Annotated in this window: 13 protein-coding genes; 10 read left to right on the top strand and 3 right to left on the bottom strand. The window is 55.2% G+C overall.

Annotated features, from left to right (window positions below; genetic code table 11):
• Positions 1 to 278 precede the first annotated feature (278 nt).
• The 4 genes from xylF (at position 279) to xylR (ending at position 5337) form a co-directional block, all read left to right on the top strand.
• Complete coding sequence (gene xylF, locus ACE3MN_RS00950; protein ID WP_024359748.1) at positions 279 to 1271, top strand: D-xylose ABC transporter substrate-binding protein; 993 nt, start codon at positions 279 to 281, stop codon at positions 1269 to 1271.
• Positions 1272 to 1335: 64 nt separating this feature from the next.
• A complete protein-coding gene (locus ACE3MN_RS00945) occupies positions 1336 to 2877 on the top strand; it encodes a xylose ABC transporter ATP-binding protein (protein WP_102650149.1) in 1542 nt (513 codons plus the stop codon).
• A complete protein-coding gene (gene xylH, locus ACE3MN_RS00940) occupies positions 2855 to 4036 on the top strand; it encodes a xylose ABC transporter permease XylH (protein ID WP_004137802.1) in 1182 nt (393 codons plus the stop codon). The genes ACE3MN_RS00945 and xylH overlap by 23 nt, the downstream gene beginning before the upstream one ends.
• 122 nt (positions 4037 to 4158) lie before the next feature.
• Positions 4159 to 5337, top strand: a complete 1179-nt coding sequence (gene xylR / locus ACE3MN_RS00935) for a D-xylose utilization transcriptional activator XylR (protein ID WP_004126484.1) — start codon at positions 4159 to 4161, stop codon at positions 5335 to 5337.
• Between the two features lie 60 nt (positions 5338 to 5397).
• On the opposite strand, the gene ACE3MN_RS00930 is transcribed toward xylR, so the two are convergent.
• Positions 5398 to 6225, bottom strand: a complete 828-nt coding sequence (locus tag ACE3MN_RS00930) for a protein bax (RefSeq protein WP_071530269.1) — start codon at positions 6223 to 6225, stop codon at positions 5398 to 5400.
• Positions 6226 to 6540: 315 nt separating this feature from the next.
• Here ACE3MN_RS00930 and ACE3MN_RS00925 point away from each other — a divergent pair, with 315 nt between their 5' ends.
• Positions 6541 to 8574, top strand: a complete 2034-nt coding sequence (locus tag ACE3MN_RS00925; RefSeq protein WP_004137801.1) for an alpha-amylase — start codon at positions 6541 to 6543, stop codon at positions 8572 to 8574.
• A 173-nt stretch (positions 8575 to 8747) separates the two neighbouring features.
• Positions 8748 to 10007: a valine--pyruvate transaminase gene (gene avtA, locus ACE3MN_RS00920; protein ID WP_004137799.1), complete on the top strand. Its 1260-nt coding sequence runs from the start codon at positions 8748 to 8750 to the stop codon at positions 10005 to 10007.
• A 101-nt stretch (positions 10008 to 10108) separates the two neighbouring features.
• Here the strand turns inward: avtA and ACE3MN_RS00915 are convergent, their stop codons facing one another.
• Both ACE3MN_RS00915 and yiaJ read right to left on the bottom strand, forming a co-directional pair.
• Entirely contained in the window at positions 10109 to 10597 is a 489-nt protein-coding gene (locus tag ACE3MN_RS00915) for a 4Fe-4S binding protein (protein WP_024359746.1), read from the bottom strand.
• Positions 10598 to 10715: 118 nt separating this feature from the next.
• The gene (gene yiaJ, locus ACE3MN_RS00910) at positions 10716 to 11549 is read right to left on the bottom strand and encodes an IclR family transcriptional regulator YiaJ (RefSeq protein WP_128804969.1); all 834 of its coding nucleotides are present in this window, start codon (positions 11547 to 11549) and stop codon (positions 10716 to 10718) included.
• 202 nt (positions 11550 to 11751) lie between these two features.
• On the opposite strand from yiaJ, the gene yiaK reads away from it, so the two are divergent.
• Genes yiaK through ACE3MN_RS00890 form a run of 4 tightly spaced genes read left to right on the top strand, consistent with a single transcriptional unit; the run spans position 11752 to position 15540 of the window.
• On the top strand, positions 11752 to 12750 hold the full coding sequence (yiaK, locus tag ACE3MN_RS00905; protein ID WP_049099782.1) for a 3-dehydro-L-gulonate 2-dehydrogenase: 999 nt from the start codon (positions 11752 to 11754) through the stop codon (positions 12748 to 12750).
• Positions 12751 to 12761: 11 nt separating this feature from the next.
• Positions 12762 to 13226: a YhcH/YjgK/YiaL family protein gene (locus ACE3MN_RS00900; protein WP_024359744.1), complete on the top strand. Its 465-nt coding sequence runs from the start codon at positions 12762 to 12764 to the stop codon at positions 13224 to 13226.
• A 13-nt stretch (positions 13227 to 13239) separates the two neighbouring features.
• On the top strand, positions 13240 to 14169 hold the full coding sequence (locus tag ACE3MN_RS00895; RefSeq protein WP_049130406.1) for a DUF4862 family protein: 930 nt from the start codon (positions 13240 to 13242) through the stop codon (positions 14167 to 14169).
• A 51-nt stretch (positions 14170 to 14220) separates the two neighbouring features.
• Positions 14221 to 15540, top strand: a complete 1320-nt coding sequence (locus ACE3MN_RS00890) for an MFS transporter (protein ID WP_004137789.1) — start codon at positions 14221 to 14223, stop codon at positions 15538 to 15540.
• Positions 15541 to 15554: the final 14 nt, after the last annotated feature.

Below are 15554 nucleotides of genomic sequence, written 5' to 3'. Positions count from 1 at the left end.
ATTGAGAGAATCCACAAACGTGCGCCAGGTCGCAAAAATAATACGTCAGCGGCCTCATTCCGCCGCTTCCGCCACGAGAGATCAATGAAATACGGTGAGAACTAATTATTAAAGTACGATCGCGGTCATAAATTAACAAATAAACAAAATTTCATAACGGCAAAATAAGCATAGATAATTGCCAGCGCTCCTTTCCGCGTTAAAAATCTGCTACGTATCAGGCCGTTTATTTTTATCGTTCGTCTTATCCTGCACTTTACAAAAAAGGTGTTATTATTATGAAGATAAAGAACCTTTGCCTAACGCTCTGCGCTTCACTCCTCCTCACCAGCCTGTCGGGCATTGCTAAAGAAGTTAAAATTGGCATGGCGATTGACGACCTGCGTCTTGAACGCTGGCAAAAAGATCGCGATATTTTTGTCAACAAAGCTGAATCATTAGGTGCAAAAGTATTCGTCCAGTCAGCCAATGGCAACGAAGAAACGCAAATGTCGCAAATCGAAAATATGATCAACCGCGGCGTCGACGTTCTGGTGATTATTCCCTATAACGGCCAGGTGCTGAGCAACGTCATAAAAGAGGCCAAACAGGAGGGAATTAAAGTTCTCGCCTACGATCGTCTTATCAATAATGCCGATATTGATTTTTATATTTCATTTAATAATGAAAAAGTGGGTGAAATGCAGGCGCAAAGTCTGGTCGATAAAGTGCCTCAGGGTAACTATTTCTTAATGGGCGGCTCGCCGGTAGACAATAATGCCAAGCTTTTCCGCGCCGGACAAATGAAAGTCCTCAAGCCTTATGTTGATGAAGGGAAAATTAAAATCGTCGGCGATCAGTGGGTCGACGGATGGTTACCGGAAAATGCGTTGAAAATTATGGAAAACGCCCTGACCGCCAACAACAACAAAATTGATGCGGTCGTCGCCTCCAACGACGCCACCGCCGGCGGCGCCATCCAGGCATTAAGCGCCCAGGGACTCGCAGGCAAAGTCGCTATATCAGGACAGGATGCCGACCTCGCCGGCGTGAAGCGCATTATCGCCGGCACCCAAACGATGACCGTCTATAAACCTATCACCACCCTTGCCACCACCGCGGCTGAAATCGCCGTCGAACTGGGCAACGACAGGCAGCCGCAGGCCGACTCAACGCTCAACAACGGGCTGAAAGATGTCCCGTCACGGCTGCTGACCCCCATTGAGGTCAATAAAGACAATATTGACCAGACGGTGATCAAGGACGGTTTCCACAAAAAAAGCGAGCTGTAATCTCTGACGCCCTCTTCCGGGGGCGTTGCCCCATCCAGCCGGATATCGCTTATGCGGAGCCTCTATGTCCTGGTTACTCGAAATGAAAAACATAACTAAAACCTTCGGTACGGTGAAGGCGATTGATAATGTCAGTCTGCGGCTTAACGCCGGGGAAGTCGTCTCGCTGTGCGGAGAAAACGGCTCCGGGAAATCGACGCTCATGAAGGTACTGTGCGGAATATATCCGCACGGTAGCTATGAGGGGGAAATTATTTTTTCCGGGGAAACTTTGCAGCCGGGCCATATTCGCGATACCGAGCGCAAAGGTATCGCCATCATTCATCAGGAGCTGGCGCTGGTAAAACATCTGACCGTGCTGGAGAACATTTTTCTCGGCGCGGAGATCTCCCGCCACGGTCTGCTGGATTATGAAACCATGACTTTGCGCTGCGAGAAGCTGCTGGCCCAGGTCAATTTAGCCATATCACCCGACACCCGCGTCGGCGATTTAGGCCTTGGTCAGCAGCAGCTGGTTGAAATAGCAAAAGCGCTGAACAAGCAGGTGCGGTTGTTAATTCTCGACGAACCCACCGCCTCATTAACGGAACAAGAGACGGCAATTCTGCTGAATATTATTCGCGATTTGCAAAATCACGGTATTGCCTGCATTTACATTTCCCACAAGCTCAATGAAGTCAAAGCCATCTCCGACACCATCTGCGTGATCCGCGATGGGCAGCATATCGGCACCCGCAACGCTGACGGCATGAGCGAAGATGACATTATCACCATGATGGTCGGCCGCGAGCTTACCGCCCTCTACCCGAGCGAAGCCCACAGCTGCGGCGATGAAATCCTGCGGGTGGAGAACCTGACGGCCTGGCATCCGGTGAATCGCCACATTAAGCGCGTCAATGACGTCTCCTTCTCGCTGCGGCGCGGCGAAATTCTGGGGATCGCCGGGCTGGTCGGCGCGGGCCGAACCGAAGCGGTGCAGTGTCTGTTCGGCGTCTGGCCGGGCCGCTGGCAGGGAAAAATCTTTATTGATGGTCAACCGGTGACGATTCACACCTGCCAGCAGGCTATCGCCCAGGGCATTGCCATGGTGCCGGAAGACAGAAAGAAAGACGGCATCGTGCCGGTTATGGCGGTGGGTAAAAACATCACCCTCGCCGCGTTAAACCAGTTTACCGGTCCGCTAAGCGGCCTTGACGATGCCGGAGAGCAGCACTGTATTCAGCAATCCATCCAGCGTTTGAAGATCAAAACCTCGTCGCCGGAGCTGGCGATCGGTCGTCTGAGCGGCGGCAATCAGCAAAAGGCGATCCTCGCCCGCTGCCTGTTGCTGAACCCGCGCATTCTGATACTCGATGAGCCGACTCGCGGCATCGATATCGGCGCCAAGTACGAAATCTACAAGTTGATTAATCAGCTGGTGCAGCAGGGGATCGCCGTCATTGTTATTTCATCCGAGCTGCCCGAAGTGCTTGGCCTAAGCGACCGTGTGTTGGTGATGCATGAGGGCAAACTGAAGGCTAATTTGATCAACCAGGGCCTGACCCAGGAACAGGTAATGGAAGCCGCACTGAGGAGCGAACGCCATGTCGAAGAACACGTCGTCTGAAATGAAACTCACCCCGCCTGCCGCCGGCGCGCTGTCAGGGCTGAAGGGGATGAACCTCCAGGTATTCGTGATGATCGCCGCTATCGTGGCCATTATGCTGTTTTTCACCTGGACCACCGAAGGCGCCTATCTGAGCGCGCGTAATATCTCCAACCTGCTGCGCCAGACCGCTATCACCGGCATTCTCGCGGTCGGCATGGTGTTTGTGATTATTTCCGCCGAAATCGATCTCTCCGTGGGCTCAATGATGGGCCTGCTCGGCGGCGCGGCGGCGATTTTTGACGTCTGGCTCGGTTGGCCGCTACCGCTGACGATTGTGGTTACCCTGGTCCTGGGTCTGCTGCTGGGGGCCTGGAACGGTTGGTGGGTTGCCTATCGTAAGGTCCCCTCGTTTATCGTGACGCTCGCCGGGATGCTGGCATTTCGCGGTATTCTGATAGGCATCACCAACGGCACCACCGTTTCTCCCACCAGTCCGGCGATGTCGCAAATCGGCCAGAGCTATCTGCCTGATGGTATTGGCTTTGGCATCGGCGTGCTGGGTATGGCGGCGTTTATTATCTGGCAGTGGCGCGGCCGTATGCGACGCCAGGCTCTGGGCCTCTCCACGCCCGCCTCCGCCTCAACCGTCGGCCGCCAGACGATCACCGCCGTTATCGTGCTGGGCGCCATCTGGCTGTTAAACGACTATCGCGGCGTCCCGACGCCGGTACTGATTCTCACCGCGCTGCTGCTGGCGGGCATGTTTATGGCCACCCGTACCGCGTTCGGGCGGCGCATCTACGCCATCGGCGGCAATCTGGAGGCCGCGCGTTTATCCGGTATCAGCGTGGAGCGCACCAAGCTGGCGGTGTTCGCCATTAACGGCCTGATGGTGGCGATCGCCGGGTTGATTCTCAGCTCGCGCCTGGGCGCCGGTTCCCCTTCCGCCGGCAACATCGCCGAACTGGACGCCATCGCCGCCTGCGTGATCGGCGGTACCAGCCTGGCCGGCGGCATCGGCAGCGTCGCGGGCGCGGTCATGGGCGCTTTCATCATGTCCGCGCTGGATAACGGCATGAGCATGATGGATGTCGCCACCTTCTGGCAGTACATCGTCAAAGGGGTCATTTTATTGCTCGCGGTGTGGATGGATTCAGCCACTAAACGTCGGAACTGAGGACAGTGAAAAAAAATGCCCGAATTATTTGCGCTACAGCCAAACTTAGGCACAAGTAACTTGAAATAATCCGGGCATTGGCCGGTATTGTATGGCCTGCAAGAGAGACCAGGAACAACACTATGTTTGAAAAGCGTCACCGTATTACGCTGTTATTCAACGCCAACAAGGCCTATGACCGTCAGGTCGTTGAGGGCGTTGGCGAATATCTCCAGGCATCGCAATTGGAATGGGATATCTTCATTGAGGAAGATTTTCGGGCGCGGATTGAAAACATTAAGGAGTGGTTAGGCGACGGCGTCATTGCTGATTATGACGATCCGGAAATTGAAAATCTGCTGATCGACGTCAATGTGCCGATTGTCGGCGTTGGCGGCTCCTTCCACCGGCCGGAATGCTATCCGCCGGTTCACTATATCGCCACCGACAACGCCGCGCTGGTCGAGAGCGCCTTTCTGCACCTCAAAGAAAAAGGCATCAACCGCTTCGCCTTTTACGGCCTGCCCGCTTCCAGCTGTAAGGGCTGGGCCGCCGAGCGCGAACACGCGTTTTGCCAGCTGGTCGCCAGAGAGAAATATCGCGGCGTGGTCTATCAGGGTCTCGAGACGGCGCCCGAAAACTGGCAGCATGCGCAAAACCGCCTCGCCGACTGGCTGCAAACCCTGCCGCCGCAAACCGGCATCATCGCCGTTACCGACGCCCGCGCCCGCCACGTATTACAGGCCTGCGAGCGCCTGCATATTCCGGTACCGGAAAAGCTGTGCGTTATTGGCATAGATAACGAAGAGCTTACTCGCTACCTGTCGCGCGTGGCGCTGTCTTCCGTTGCGCAGGGCACACGCCAGATGGGCTATCAGGCGGCAAAGCTGCTGCATCGCCTGCTGGAGAATGAAGAGCTACCGCTTCAGCGCCAGCTTATCCCGCCGATGCGCGTGGTTGAGCGCCGCTCCACCGACTACCGCTCGCTCACCGATCCCTCGGTTATTCAGGCGATGCACTATATTCGTAACCACGCCTGTAAAGGGATTAAGGTAGAGCAGGTGCTGGACGCCGTAGGCATTTCCCGCTCGAATCTGGAAAAGCGCTTCAAAGAAGAAGTGGGCGAGACCATTCATACGGTGATCCACAGCGAAAAACTGGAAAAAGCCCGTAGCCTGCTGGTATCGACCACCCTTTCGATTAACGAAATCTCGCAGATGTGCGGCTATCCCTCGCTGCAGTATTTCTACTCAGTGTTTAAGAAAGAGTACGACGTGACGCCGAAGGAGTACCGCGACCGGCACAGCGAAGTGATGATGTAGCGCGCAAAGAAAAATGCCCGGGCTTACGCGCCGGGCATTAATGGTGACATGCAAGAGCAATTACATGTGTGCGGCTATCAACCGCTGGTTATCCTGATACATCGCGAAGAGATAGTTGTTATAGCTTGACCCTTTGGTCGAATAGCCCTTCAGCTTATGAATCATCGTGCTGGCGGTCACTTCCTGATCGGCTTTACGCAGCTGCGCACGCGATTTACGGAACGACGAGTAGGCCGGATGCGTATTCAGATTTCTGACATAGGCCTGAACGGACTCTTCCACCGAATCAAACTGGGAGTAGCCCTTCACCGCGCCGCGGCAGTTTCCACCGCCACACTTCATACCAAACAGATTGTTGTTCACCCGCGCCAGCTTTGACGTTCCCCAGCCGCTTTCCGCCGCTGCCATGGTAGCGACCATGCTATTCGGGATAATGTCGACGCGCTCAAGCAGCGAATTCCATGGAATATGGCGAGTATTGCCGGACCACTTCACTTTATAGCGAGAGGCGATCTCTTTCAGCCGCGTACGCTCGCTCGGCGACCAGCGCGCATCGTACTGTTTGGAAACAAGCCAGTTACGATCGGCGGTAATCACCTGATTCTGTTTCGTAATATAAGGCATTACCGTCCGGAGAAACGCTTTTTTCCTTGGTGTCCCGGAAGGGTATTTTCGCAAATCAGGAAGTGAACTGCTCTTTACACTATTGCGAGAATACTCTTGTTTACTGCTTACCTTGCTTACTTTAACGGTACTTTTCTTCTTAACGATTGGGGCTTTATGACTCGTTGTTGCTGTGTGTGTTGTTGCCAGCACACTACCTGAAAATATGCAGGTAAGTAACATGAGTATCGCGGCCCCATATCGTCGAATGGGAGTCGATATCATTAGGTCTCCTGGTCGGATGCAATCATTCCAACGCCTTGTTTTTCACAAAAAATCGATAGTTGAATCGCGAATAGTATCAAAAATACCCAGATGACGCACCCACAGAAATAGTCCAATTCCGAAAAGCTGTCATCTGAAATCGGTTTCCGCCTCCTGACAACAGTACAAAAATGCGACTACCCTCTCATTTTTTGCTCATTTTTTGAACGCGATCACTCACCCTTTTCCATCCTCCCTGGAAAAGCGCCGCTGGGATGAGTTCATGGGACTACCGGACGCGCAAACTGAACAAAAAACCGCACACAGGACTCCGGAATGAAACTCGCTGCGCTTGCGTCGCTGCTGGTGCCTGGGATGGCCTTCGCCGCCTGGACTACCGCAGATTTCCCCGCCTTTACCGAAGAAGGCACCGGCAGATTTATCAGTCAAAACGAGGTAGCAAAGGGTACGCGCCCTCTGCGGATTACGTTTGACCAACAGTGCTGGCAGCCTGCCGGCGCGATCAAGCTCAACCAGATGCTCTCTATGGAGCCTTGCCGCGATCCGGCGCCGCAGTGGCGCGTCTTCCGCGATGGCCGCTATACCCTGGAAGTCGATACCCGTTCAGGTACGCCAACCCTGATGGTCTCTCTGGAAGAGAAACAGACCTCCACCGCCGCCGCGCCGCAGATCAAGCAGTGCCCGAAATGGGATGGCAAGCCGCTCACCATTGACGTCAGCAAATCCTTTGCCGAAGGCAGTCAAGTTCGCGACTTCTACAGCGGCAATATCGCGACCGTCAGCGGCGGTAAAATTACCCTCCAGCCGGCGTTTAATAGCAATGGTCTGCTGCTGCTTGAACGCGCGGATACGGAAGCCGCCGCGCCGTTCAACTGGCATAACGCCACCGTCTATTTCGTCCTGACCGATCGCTTTGTCAACGGCAACCCGGCCAACGACAATAGCTATGGTCGCCATAAAGACGGCATGCAGGAAATTGGCACCTTCCACGGCGGCGATCTCCAGGGCCTGACCAGCAAACTGGATTACCTCCAGCAGCTCGGCGTTAACGCGCTATGGATCAGTTCGCCGCTGGAACAAATCCACGGCTGGGTCGGCGGCGGTACGAAAGGCGATTTCCCGCATTACGCCTATCACGGCTATTACATCCAGGACTGGACGAAGCTGGATGCCAATATGGGGACGGAAGACGATCTGCGCCGCCTCGTCGATGAGGCCCACAAGCGTGGGATCCGCATTCTGTTCGACGTGGTGATGAACCACACCGGCTACGCGACCCTGGCCGATATGCAGGAGTTTCAGTTTGGCTCGCTGTACATCCAGGGGGATGAACTGAAAAAGACCCTCGGAGAGCGCTGGACAGACTGGAAGCCCCGCGCGGGACAAAGCTGGCACAGCTTTAACGATTACATCAACTTTAGCGATAAAGCCGGATGGGAGAAATGGTGGGGTAAAAAATGGATCCGCACCGATATCGGCGACTACGACAACCCCGGCTTTGACGACCTGACCATGTCGCTGGCCTTCCTGCCGGATCTGAAAACCGAATCCACGGAGCCATCGGGCCTGCCGAACTTCTATCGCCATAAGCCGGATACCGCGGCCAAAGCGATCCCAGGCTACACGCCGCGCGATTATCTGACCCACTGGCTGAGCCAATGGGTACGCGACTACGGCATCGACGGCTTCCGCGTCGATACCGCCAAGCACGTCGAGCAGGCGGCCTGGCTGCAGTTAAAAACTCAGGCCACCGAAGCGCTGGCGGAATGGAAGAAAGCGAACCCGGACAAAGCGCTGGATAACGCGCCGTTCTGGATGACCGGCGAAGCCTGGGGCCACGGCGTGATGCAGAGCGACTACTATCGCCACGGCTTTGACGCCATGCTGAACTTTGATTATCAGGATCAGGCGGCAAAAGCGACAAGCTGCCTGGCGAATATCGACCTGACCTGGCAACATATGGCGGATAAGCTTCAGGATTTCAACGTGTTAAGCTATCTCTCCTCGCATGATACCAGCCTGTTCCGCGAAGGCGGCAGCACGGCGGCGGAACTGCTGCTGCTCGCGCCCGGCGCAGTGCAGATCTTCTACGGCGATGAATCCTCACGGCCGTTCGGCCCGACAGGTTCCGATCCGCTTCAGGGTACGCGTTCAGATATGAACTGGCAGGACGTCAGCGGAAAAGCCGCGCGCAGCGTGACCCACTGGGAGAAATTGGGCCAGTTCCGCGCCCGTCACCCGGCGATCGGCATGGGTAAACAAACCACGCTATCGATGGCGAAAGGCTACGGCTTTATTCGCGAGAACGGCGATGACAAAGTGATGGTGGTATGGGCAGGTCAGCAGTAGCTTTCTGACCCACGGCTCCCCTGGCGTCCGGGGAGCTTTTTCAGGATAAACATCCAAAAATGTTTTCTCTCACAGAATAAAAACAAAATATCTTCCTGATACCTCGATTTGCACCCTATCTGCGCTGGCGTTATGGTTACCCACTTTCCTGGAATACCGACAGACTAATCGCGATGACATTTTCACTTTTTGGCGACAAATTTACCCGTCATTCGGGCATCACCCGCTTGATGGAAGACCTCAATGACGGCCTGCGTACGCCGGGCGCCATCATGCTGGGCGGCGGCAATCCCGCGCAGATTCCGGAAATGAATGATTACTTCCATAGCCTGCTGGCCGATATGCTGAACAGCGGCAAAGCCCTTGATGCGCTTTGTAATTATGACGGTCCGCAGGGTAAAAGCGAGCTGCTGACCCTGCTGGCACAAATGCTGCGCGACGAACTGGGATGGGAGATCGAACCACAGAATATTGCACTGACAAATGGCAGCCAGAGCGCGTTTTTCTACTTGTTTAACCTCTTCGCAGGCCGTCGTGCGGATGGAACCACCCGTAAAGTGCTGTTTCCGTTGACGCCTGAGTACATTGGCTACGCCGATTCCGGCCTCGAAGAAGATCTGTTTGTCGCCACTCGCCCGAACATTGAACTGCTGCCGGAGGGACAGTTTAAATACCACGTGGATTTCGAACATTTGCAGGTCACGGACGAGACGGGAATGATCTGCGTTTCCCGCCCCACCAACCCAACCGGTAACGTGATCACCGACGATGAGCTGATCAAGCTGGATGCGCTGGCCAACCAGCACGGCATCCCGTTGGTGATTGATAACGCCTACGGCGTTCCGTTCCCGGGGATTATTTTCAGCGACGCCAGGCCGCTGTGGAATCCGAATATCGTGCTGTGCATGAGCCTCTCCAAGCTGGGCCTGCCGGGCAGCCGCTGCGGGATTATCATCGCTAACGAAAAAATCATCACCGCCATCAGCAATATGAACGGCATTATCAGCCTCGCCCCCGGTGGAATGGGGCCGGCCATGATGTGCGAGATGATTAAGCGCAACGATCTTCTGCGCCTGTCAGAAACGGTGATAAAGCCGTTCTATTATCAGCGCGTGCAGGAGACTATCGCCATTATTCGCCGCTATTTGCCGGAAGATCGCTGCCTGATTCATAAGCCGGAAGGGGCGATTTTCCTCTGGCTGTGGTTTAAGGATCTGCCGATTTCTACCGAGCTGCTGTACCAGCGCCTGAAAAAGCGCGGCGTCCTGATGGTGCCGGGCGACTACTTCTTCCCGGGCCTGGATAAGCCATGGCCACACACGCATCAATGCATGCGCATGAACTACGTGCCGGACCCGGAGAAAATTGAAGCGGGCGTGAGGATTCTCGCCGAAGAAGTTGAACGCGCCTGGCGTGAACAGGACCCGTCATAGGCCCGAATAAGCCAGATCTATTCCCGGCTCGCACTGCGTTTAGCCGGGCTACACGTCCCATAGCCCGAACACGCGCGCCAGCGCCGCCTCCGGGAAACACGCTACATCGCCAGCGCCATCCGCTGGCGACGTTCAGCGGCTATTCTTTCCAGCTCCATCGGCTCCATGCAGCGCAGCGCCTGGGTCGGGCACGCCGCCACGCAGGCCGGGCCTTCGTCGCGATGGCTGCATAAATCGCACTTCAGCGCCTGTACGCCCTCCTCCACCCGCATCACGGTCATCGCGCCATAGGGGCACGCTACCATACAGCTTTTGCATCCGATGCAGCGGCGTTGATCTACGCGCCAGACCGAATTTTCTCGGCGGATTGCGCCCTCGGGGCAGACGTTGGCGCAGGGCGCATCTTCGCACTGGCGGCACAGCGTCGCCGTCGAGAGTTCATCATTTTTCACCACGCGGATCCGCGGCGCAAAGCGCGCGGCGGAGACGCCAGAACAGTCCTGGTCCTGCTGATGGGAAACCACGCAGGCGACTTCACAGGTACGGCAGCCGATGCACTTTTCCGCATCCGCGAGAATAAACCGATTCATCCTTGCTCCATTGGGGATAAAAACGCAGAGTGCCAGAAAAAACCGCTTCCGCGCCTTGATCCTGAATGGAGTCAGCGGCGTTTTCTCTCAGATGTCCGGGATTATCTGGTCATTTGCCTTAACCTTCCCGCACGGAAAAGCCCAGTTCGCGAGAAATCGCCTCTGCCGTATCGCGCAGCGGCTTGAGTAAATTTTTCTCTCCCACCTGCTTGAGGCGCGATGTTGATAGGGAGATAGAAATGGCATAAGGCACGCGCCCATGAATGTCGAAAACGGGGACAGCCAGGCACGACACGCCCAGCTCGTTCTCTTCCCTGTCCATCGCCATATTTCGCTCGCGGATCTGCGCCAGTTCATCATGCATCGCAGGCAAGCCGGTAATGGTATTGCGGGTCAGCGGCTGAATAATCTCCTGGTGTGAATTCCAGTAGCTCTCAACGTAGTCAGGATGGCCAAACGCCATATAAATCTTGCCCATTGCCGAGCAGTACAGCGGCATGTGCTGGCCAATATAGGCGCGCGTACGCAGCATACCGGTGGTCGGCTCCAGCTTATAAATCAGGATCGCGTGGTCATCTTCACGGCTGGAGAAGTTCACCGTCTCGCCGGTGGCCAGGTTAAGCGCCTCAAGATGCGGCGCCGCGACGTGGATAATATTCAGCGACGACAACGCCTTTTGGCCAACGGCGATAAATTTTGTCGTCAGACGATAGCTCCCCGCCGCCGGGGCAGGCGTCACGTACCCGCAGGACTGCAGCCCCTGTAATAAGCGATGAACGGTACTTTTGTTCAGTCCCGCCAGTTCCGACAGATGCGCCAGTGGACAGCCATTTGGATAATTACTCAGGATCTCAATTAGCATCAACCCACGAAAAAGGCTCTGACTTCCGGCAGGCCTCTCTTTATCTTGCGTGTTCTCGCTCTCTTTTGTGCCCATCGCTTCCGCTCCCATTTTTGTCGCGTTCAGATGGTAGCGCAAAGTGTGTTTCAGTTCACGATCTGAACCGAAAAAACACAACTTTATGATTTTTATGATTTTTAAAAATAACGCTGCCCGTTGATCTGACAAAAATTGATCGCTATATTTGAAATCAGATTTCGCATAGTGAAATTTAGAGATAAAAAAGCGATCAACTCTGACCAGGGAAACAGCAATGAAAGTCACGTTTGAGCAGTTAAAAGAGGCATTCAATCGGGTACTGCTGGCGCGTGGCGTCGCCGCGGAAACCGCCGATGCCTGCGCAGAAATGTTTGCCCGCACCACCGAATCCGGCGTCTATTCTCACGGCGTGAACCGCTTTCCTCGCTTCATCCAGCAGTTGGATAACGGCGACATTATTCCTGAAGCCAAACCGCAGCGGGTGACCAGCCTCGGCGCCATCGAACAGTGGGATGCTCAGCGTTCCATCGGCAACCTGACGGCGAAAAAGATGATGGATCGGGCCATTGAGCTGGCCTCCGATCACGGTATCGGCCTGGTCGCCTTACGTAATGCTAACCACTGGATGCGCGGCGGCAGCTACGGCTGGCAGGCGGCGGAAAAAGGCTACATCGGTATCTGCTGGACCAACTCCATCGCCGTTATGCCGCCGTGGGGCGCTAAAGAGTGCCGTATCGGTACCAACCCGCTGATCGTCGCCATTCCGTCGACGCCGATCACCATGGTGGATATGTCGATGTCGATGTTCTCCTACGGCATGCTGGAGGTTAACCGCCTTGCCGGCCGCGAACTGCCCGTGGACGGCGGATTCGACGATGACGGTCGTTTGACCAAAGAGCCGGGGACGATCGAGAAAAATCGCCGCATATTACCCATGGGCTACTGGAAAGGTTCCGGCCTGTCGATCGTGCTGGATATGATTGCCACCCTCCTCTCCAACGGATCGTCGGTTGCCGAAGTGACCCAGGAAAACAGCGATGAATATGGCGTTTCGCAGATCTTCATCGCTATTGAAGTGGATAAGCTGATCGACGGCGCAACCCGCGACGCCAAGCTGCAACGGATTATGGATTTCATCACCACCGCCGAGCGCGCCGATGAAAATGTGGCGGTCCGTCTTCCTGGCCATGAATTTACCCGTCTGCTGGATGAAAACCGCCGCAACGGCATTACCGTCGATGACAGCGTATGGGCCAAAATTCAGGCGCTGTAAGGAGCTCACCCATGATTTTTGGTCATATTGCTCAACCTAATCCGTGTCGTCTGCCCGCGGCCATTGAGCGGGCGCTTGAGTTCCTGCGCACGACGGATTTCCACGCGCTAGCACCCGGCGTCGTGGAAATCGACGGCCAAAACATCTTCGCGCAGGTTATCGACTTAACCACTCGCGATGCCGCTGAAAATCGTCCGGAGGTCCACCGTCGCTATCTGGATATCCAGTTTCTGGCATCGGGCGAAGAAAAAATCGGTATCGCCATTGATACCGGCAATAATCAAATCAGCGAATCTTTGTTAGAACAGCGCGATATTATTTTCTATCACGACAGCGAACATGAATCGTTCTTTGAAATGACGCCAGGCAACTATGCGATATTTTTCCCACAAGATGTTCATCGTCCTGGATGTAATAAAACTGTAGCCACGCCGATCCGCAAAATAGTCGTTAAGGTCGCTATTTCAGTTTTATAAGAAGGAGCACAAAATGAATTCGAATAATACCGGTTACATTATCGGTGCGTACCCCTGTGCACCCTCATTTCACCAAAAGAGTGAAGAGGAAGAGACGGAATTCTGGCGGCAGCTCTCCGACACCCCGGATATTCGCGGGCTGGAGCAACCCTGCCTTGAACATCTTCATCCGCTCGGCGACGAGTGGTTATTGCGCCATACCCCGGGACACTGGCAGATTGTCGTTACCGCCATCATGGAAACCATGCGCCGCCGCGGTGAAAACGGCGGCTTTGGGCTGGCGTCCAGCGACGAAACGCAGCGCAAAGCCTGCGTGGAGTACTATCGCCACCTGCAGCAGAAGATCGCTAAAATCAATGGCACTACCGCCGGAAAGGTCATTGCCCTTGAGCTTCACGCCGCCCCGCTGGCGGGCAATGCCAACGTGGCTCAGGCTACCGACGCCTTTGCCCGTTCATTAAAAGAAATTACCCGCTGGGACTGGTCCTGCGAGCTGGTGCTGGAGCACTGCGACGCGATGACCGGCAGCGCGCCGCGCAAAGGATTTTTGCCGTTAGAAAACGTGCTGGAAGCCATTGCCGATTATGACGTTAGCATTTGTATTAACTGGGCGCGTTCGGCCATTGAAGGGCGGAATACCGTGCTACCGCTCACCCATACGCAGCAGGTAAAACGGGCAGGAAAGCTCGGCGCGCTGATGTTTTCTGGCACGACGCAAACCGGCGAGTACGGCGAATGGCAGGATTTACACGCGCCGTTCGCGCCTTTCTGCCCGCAGAGCCTGATGACCACCGAACACGCTCGTGAATTATTTGCCTGCGCAGGAACCGCCCCCCTGCAATTTTCAGGCATTAAATTACTGGAAATTAATGCCAGCGCAAACGTTGATCATCGCATCGCGATATTACGCGACGGCATCTCCGCGCTAAAACAAGCACAATAATAATAATCACCTTCATCACCAGAATATTTTTAATATTACGAGACTATAAAGATGAATATAACCTCTAACTCTACAACCAAAGATATACCGCGCCAGCGCTGGTTAAGAATCATTCCGCCTATACTGATCACTTGTATTATTTCTTATATGGACCGGGTCAATATTGCCTTTGCGATGCCCGGAGGTATGGATGCCGACTTAGGTATTTCCGCCACCATGGCGGGGCTGGCGGGCGGTATTTTCTTTATCGGTTATCTATTTTTACAGGTTCCCGGCGGGAAAATTGCCGTTCACGGTAGCGGTAAGAAATTTATCGGCTGGTCGCTGGTCGCCTGGGCGGTCATCTCCGTGCTGACGGGGTTAATTACCAATCAGTACCAGCTGCTGGCCCTGCGCTTCTTACTGGGCGTGGCGGAAGGCGGTATGCTGCCGGTCGTTCTCACGATGATCAGTAACTGGTTCCCCGACGCTGAACGCGGTCGCGCCAACGCGATTGTCATTATGTTTGTGCCGATTGCCGGGATTATCACCGCCCCGCTCTCAGGCTGGATTATCACGGTTCTCGACTGGCGCTGGCTGTTTATTATCGAAGGTTTGCTCTCGCTGGTTGTTCTGGTTCTGTGGGCATACACCATCTATGACCGTCCGCAGGAAGCGCGCTGGATTTCCGAAGCAGAGAAGCGCTATCTGGTCGAGACGCTGGCCGCGGAGCAAAAAGCCATTGCCGGCACCGAGGTGAAAAACGCCTCTCTGAGCGCCGTTCTCTCCGACAAAACCATGTGGCAGCTTATCGCCCTGAACTTCTTCTACCAGACCGGCATTTACGGCTACACCCTGTGGCTACCCACCATTCTGAAAGAATTGACCCATAGCAGCATGGGGCAGGTCGGCATGCTCGCCATTCTGCCGTACGTCGGCGCCATTGCCGGGATGTTCCTGTTTTCCTCCCTTTCAGACCGAACCGGTAAACGCAAGCTGTTCGTCTGCCTGCCGCTGATTGGCTTCGCTCTGTGCATGTTCCTGTCGGTGGCGCTGAAAAACCAAATTTGGCTCTCCTATGCCGCGCTGGTCGGCTGCGGATTCTTCCTGCAATCGGCGGCTGGCGTGTTCTGGACCATCCCGGCACGTCTGTTCAGCGCGGAAATGGCGGGCGGCGCGCGCGGGGTTATCAACGCGCTTGGCAACCTCGGCGGATTTTGTGGCCCTTATGCGGTCGGGGTGCTGATCACGTTGTACAGCAAAGACGCCGGCGTCTATTGCCTGGCGATCTCCCTGGCGCTGGCCGCGCTGATGGCGCTGCTGCTGCCGGCGAAATGCGATGCCGGTGCTGCGCCGGTAAAGACGATAAATCCACATAAACGCACTGCGTAAACTCGAGCCCGGCG

It is taken from the genome of Klebsiella grimontii (genome assembly GCF_042137965.1).
Classification (GTDB): Bacteria; Pseudomonadota; Gammaproteobacteria; order Enterobacterales; family Enterobacteriaceae; genus Klebsiella; species Klebsiella grimontii.
Note: the sequence above shows the minus strand (reverse complement) of the source record. Positions and strands in the feature narration are given on the sequence as shown.

Excerpts from the sequence above, each read along its gene's own strand:
- xylH (WP_004137802.1), top strand. The coding sequence starts at position 2,855 with ATGTCGAAGAACACGTCGTCTGAAATGAAACTCACCCCGCCTGCCGCC.
- yiaK (WP_049099782.1), top strand. The coding sequence starts at position 11,752 with ATGAAAGTCACGTTTGAGCAGTTAAAAGAGGCATTCAATCGGGTACTG.
- ACE3MN_RS00945 (WP_102650149.1), top strand. The coding sequence starts at position 1,336 with ATGTCCTGGTTACTCGAAATGAAAAACATAACTAAAACCTTCGGTACG.
- ACE3MN_RS00930 (WP_071530269.1), bottom strand. The coding sequence starts at position 6,225 with ATGATATCGACTCCCATTCGACGATATGGGGCCGCGATACTCATGTTA.
- ACE3MN_RS00890 (WP_004137789.1), top strand. The coding sequence starts at position 14,221 with ATGAATATAACCTCTAACTCTACAACCAAAGATATACCGCGCCAGCGC.
- yiaJ (WP_128804969.1), bottom strand. The coding sequence starts at position 11,549 with ATGGGAGCGGAAGCGATGGGCACAAAAGAGAGCGAGAACACGCAAGAT.
- xylR (WP_004126484.1), top strand. The coding sequence starts at position 4,159 with ATGTTTGAAAAGCGTCACCGTATTACGCTGTTATTCAACGCCAACAAG.
- ACE3MN_RS00900 (WP_024359744.1), top strand. The coding sequence starts at position 12,762 with ATGATTTTTGGTCATATTGCTCAACCTAATCCGTGTCGTCTGCCCGCG.
- ACE3MN_RS00925 (WP_004137801.1), top strand. The coding sequence starts at position 6,541 with ATGAAACTCGCTGCGCTTGCGTCGCTGCTGGTGCCTGGGATGGCCTTC.
- ACE3MN_RS00915 (WP_024359746.1), bottom strand. The coding sequence starts at position 10,597 with ATGAATCGGTTTATTCTCGCGGATGCGGAAAAGTGCATCGGCTGCCGT.
- xylF (WP_024359748.1), top strand. The coding sequence starts at position 279 with ATGAAGATAAAGAACCTTTGCCTAACGCTCTGCGCTTCACTCCTCCTC.
- ACE3MN_RS00895 (WP_049130406.1), top strand. The coding sequence starts at position 13,240 with ATGAATTCGAATAATACCGGTTACATTATCGGTGCGTACCCCTGTGCA.
- avtA (WP_004137799.1), top strand. The coding sequence starts at position 8,748 with ATGACATTTTCACTTTTTGGCGACAAATTTACCCGTCATTCGGGCATC.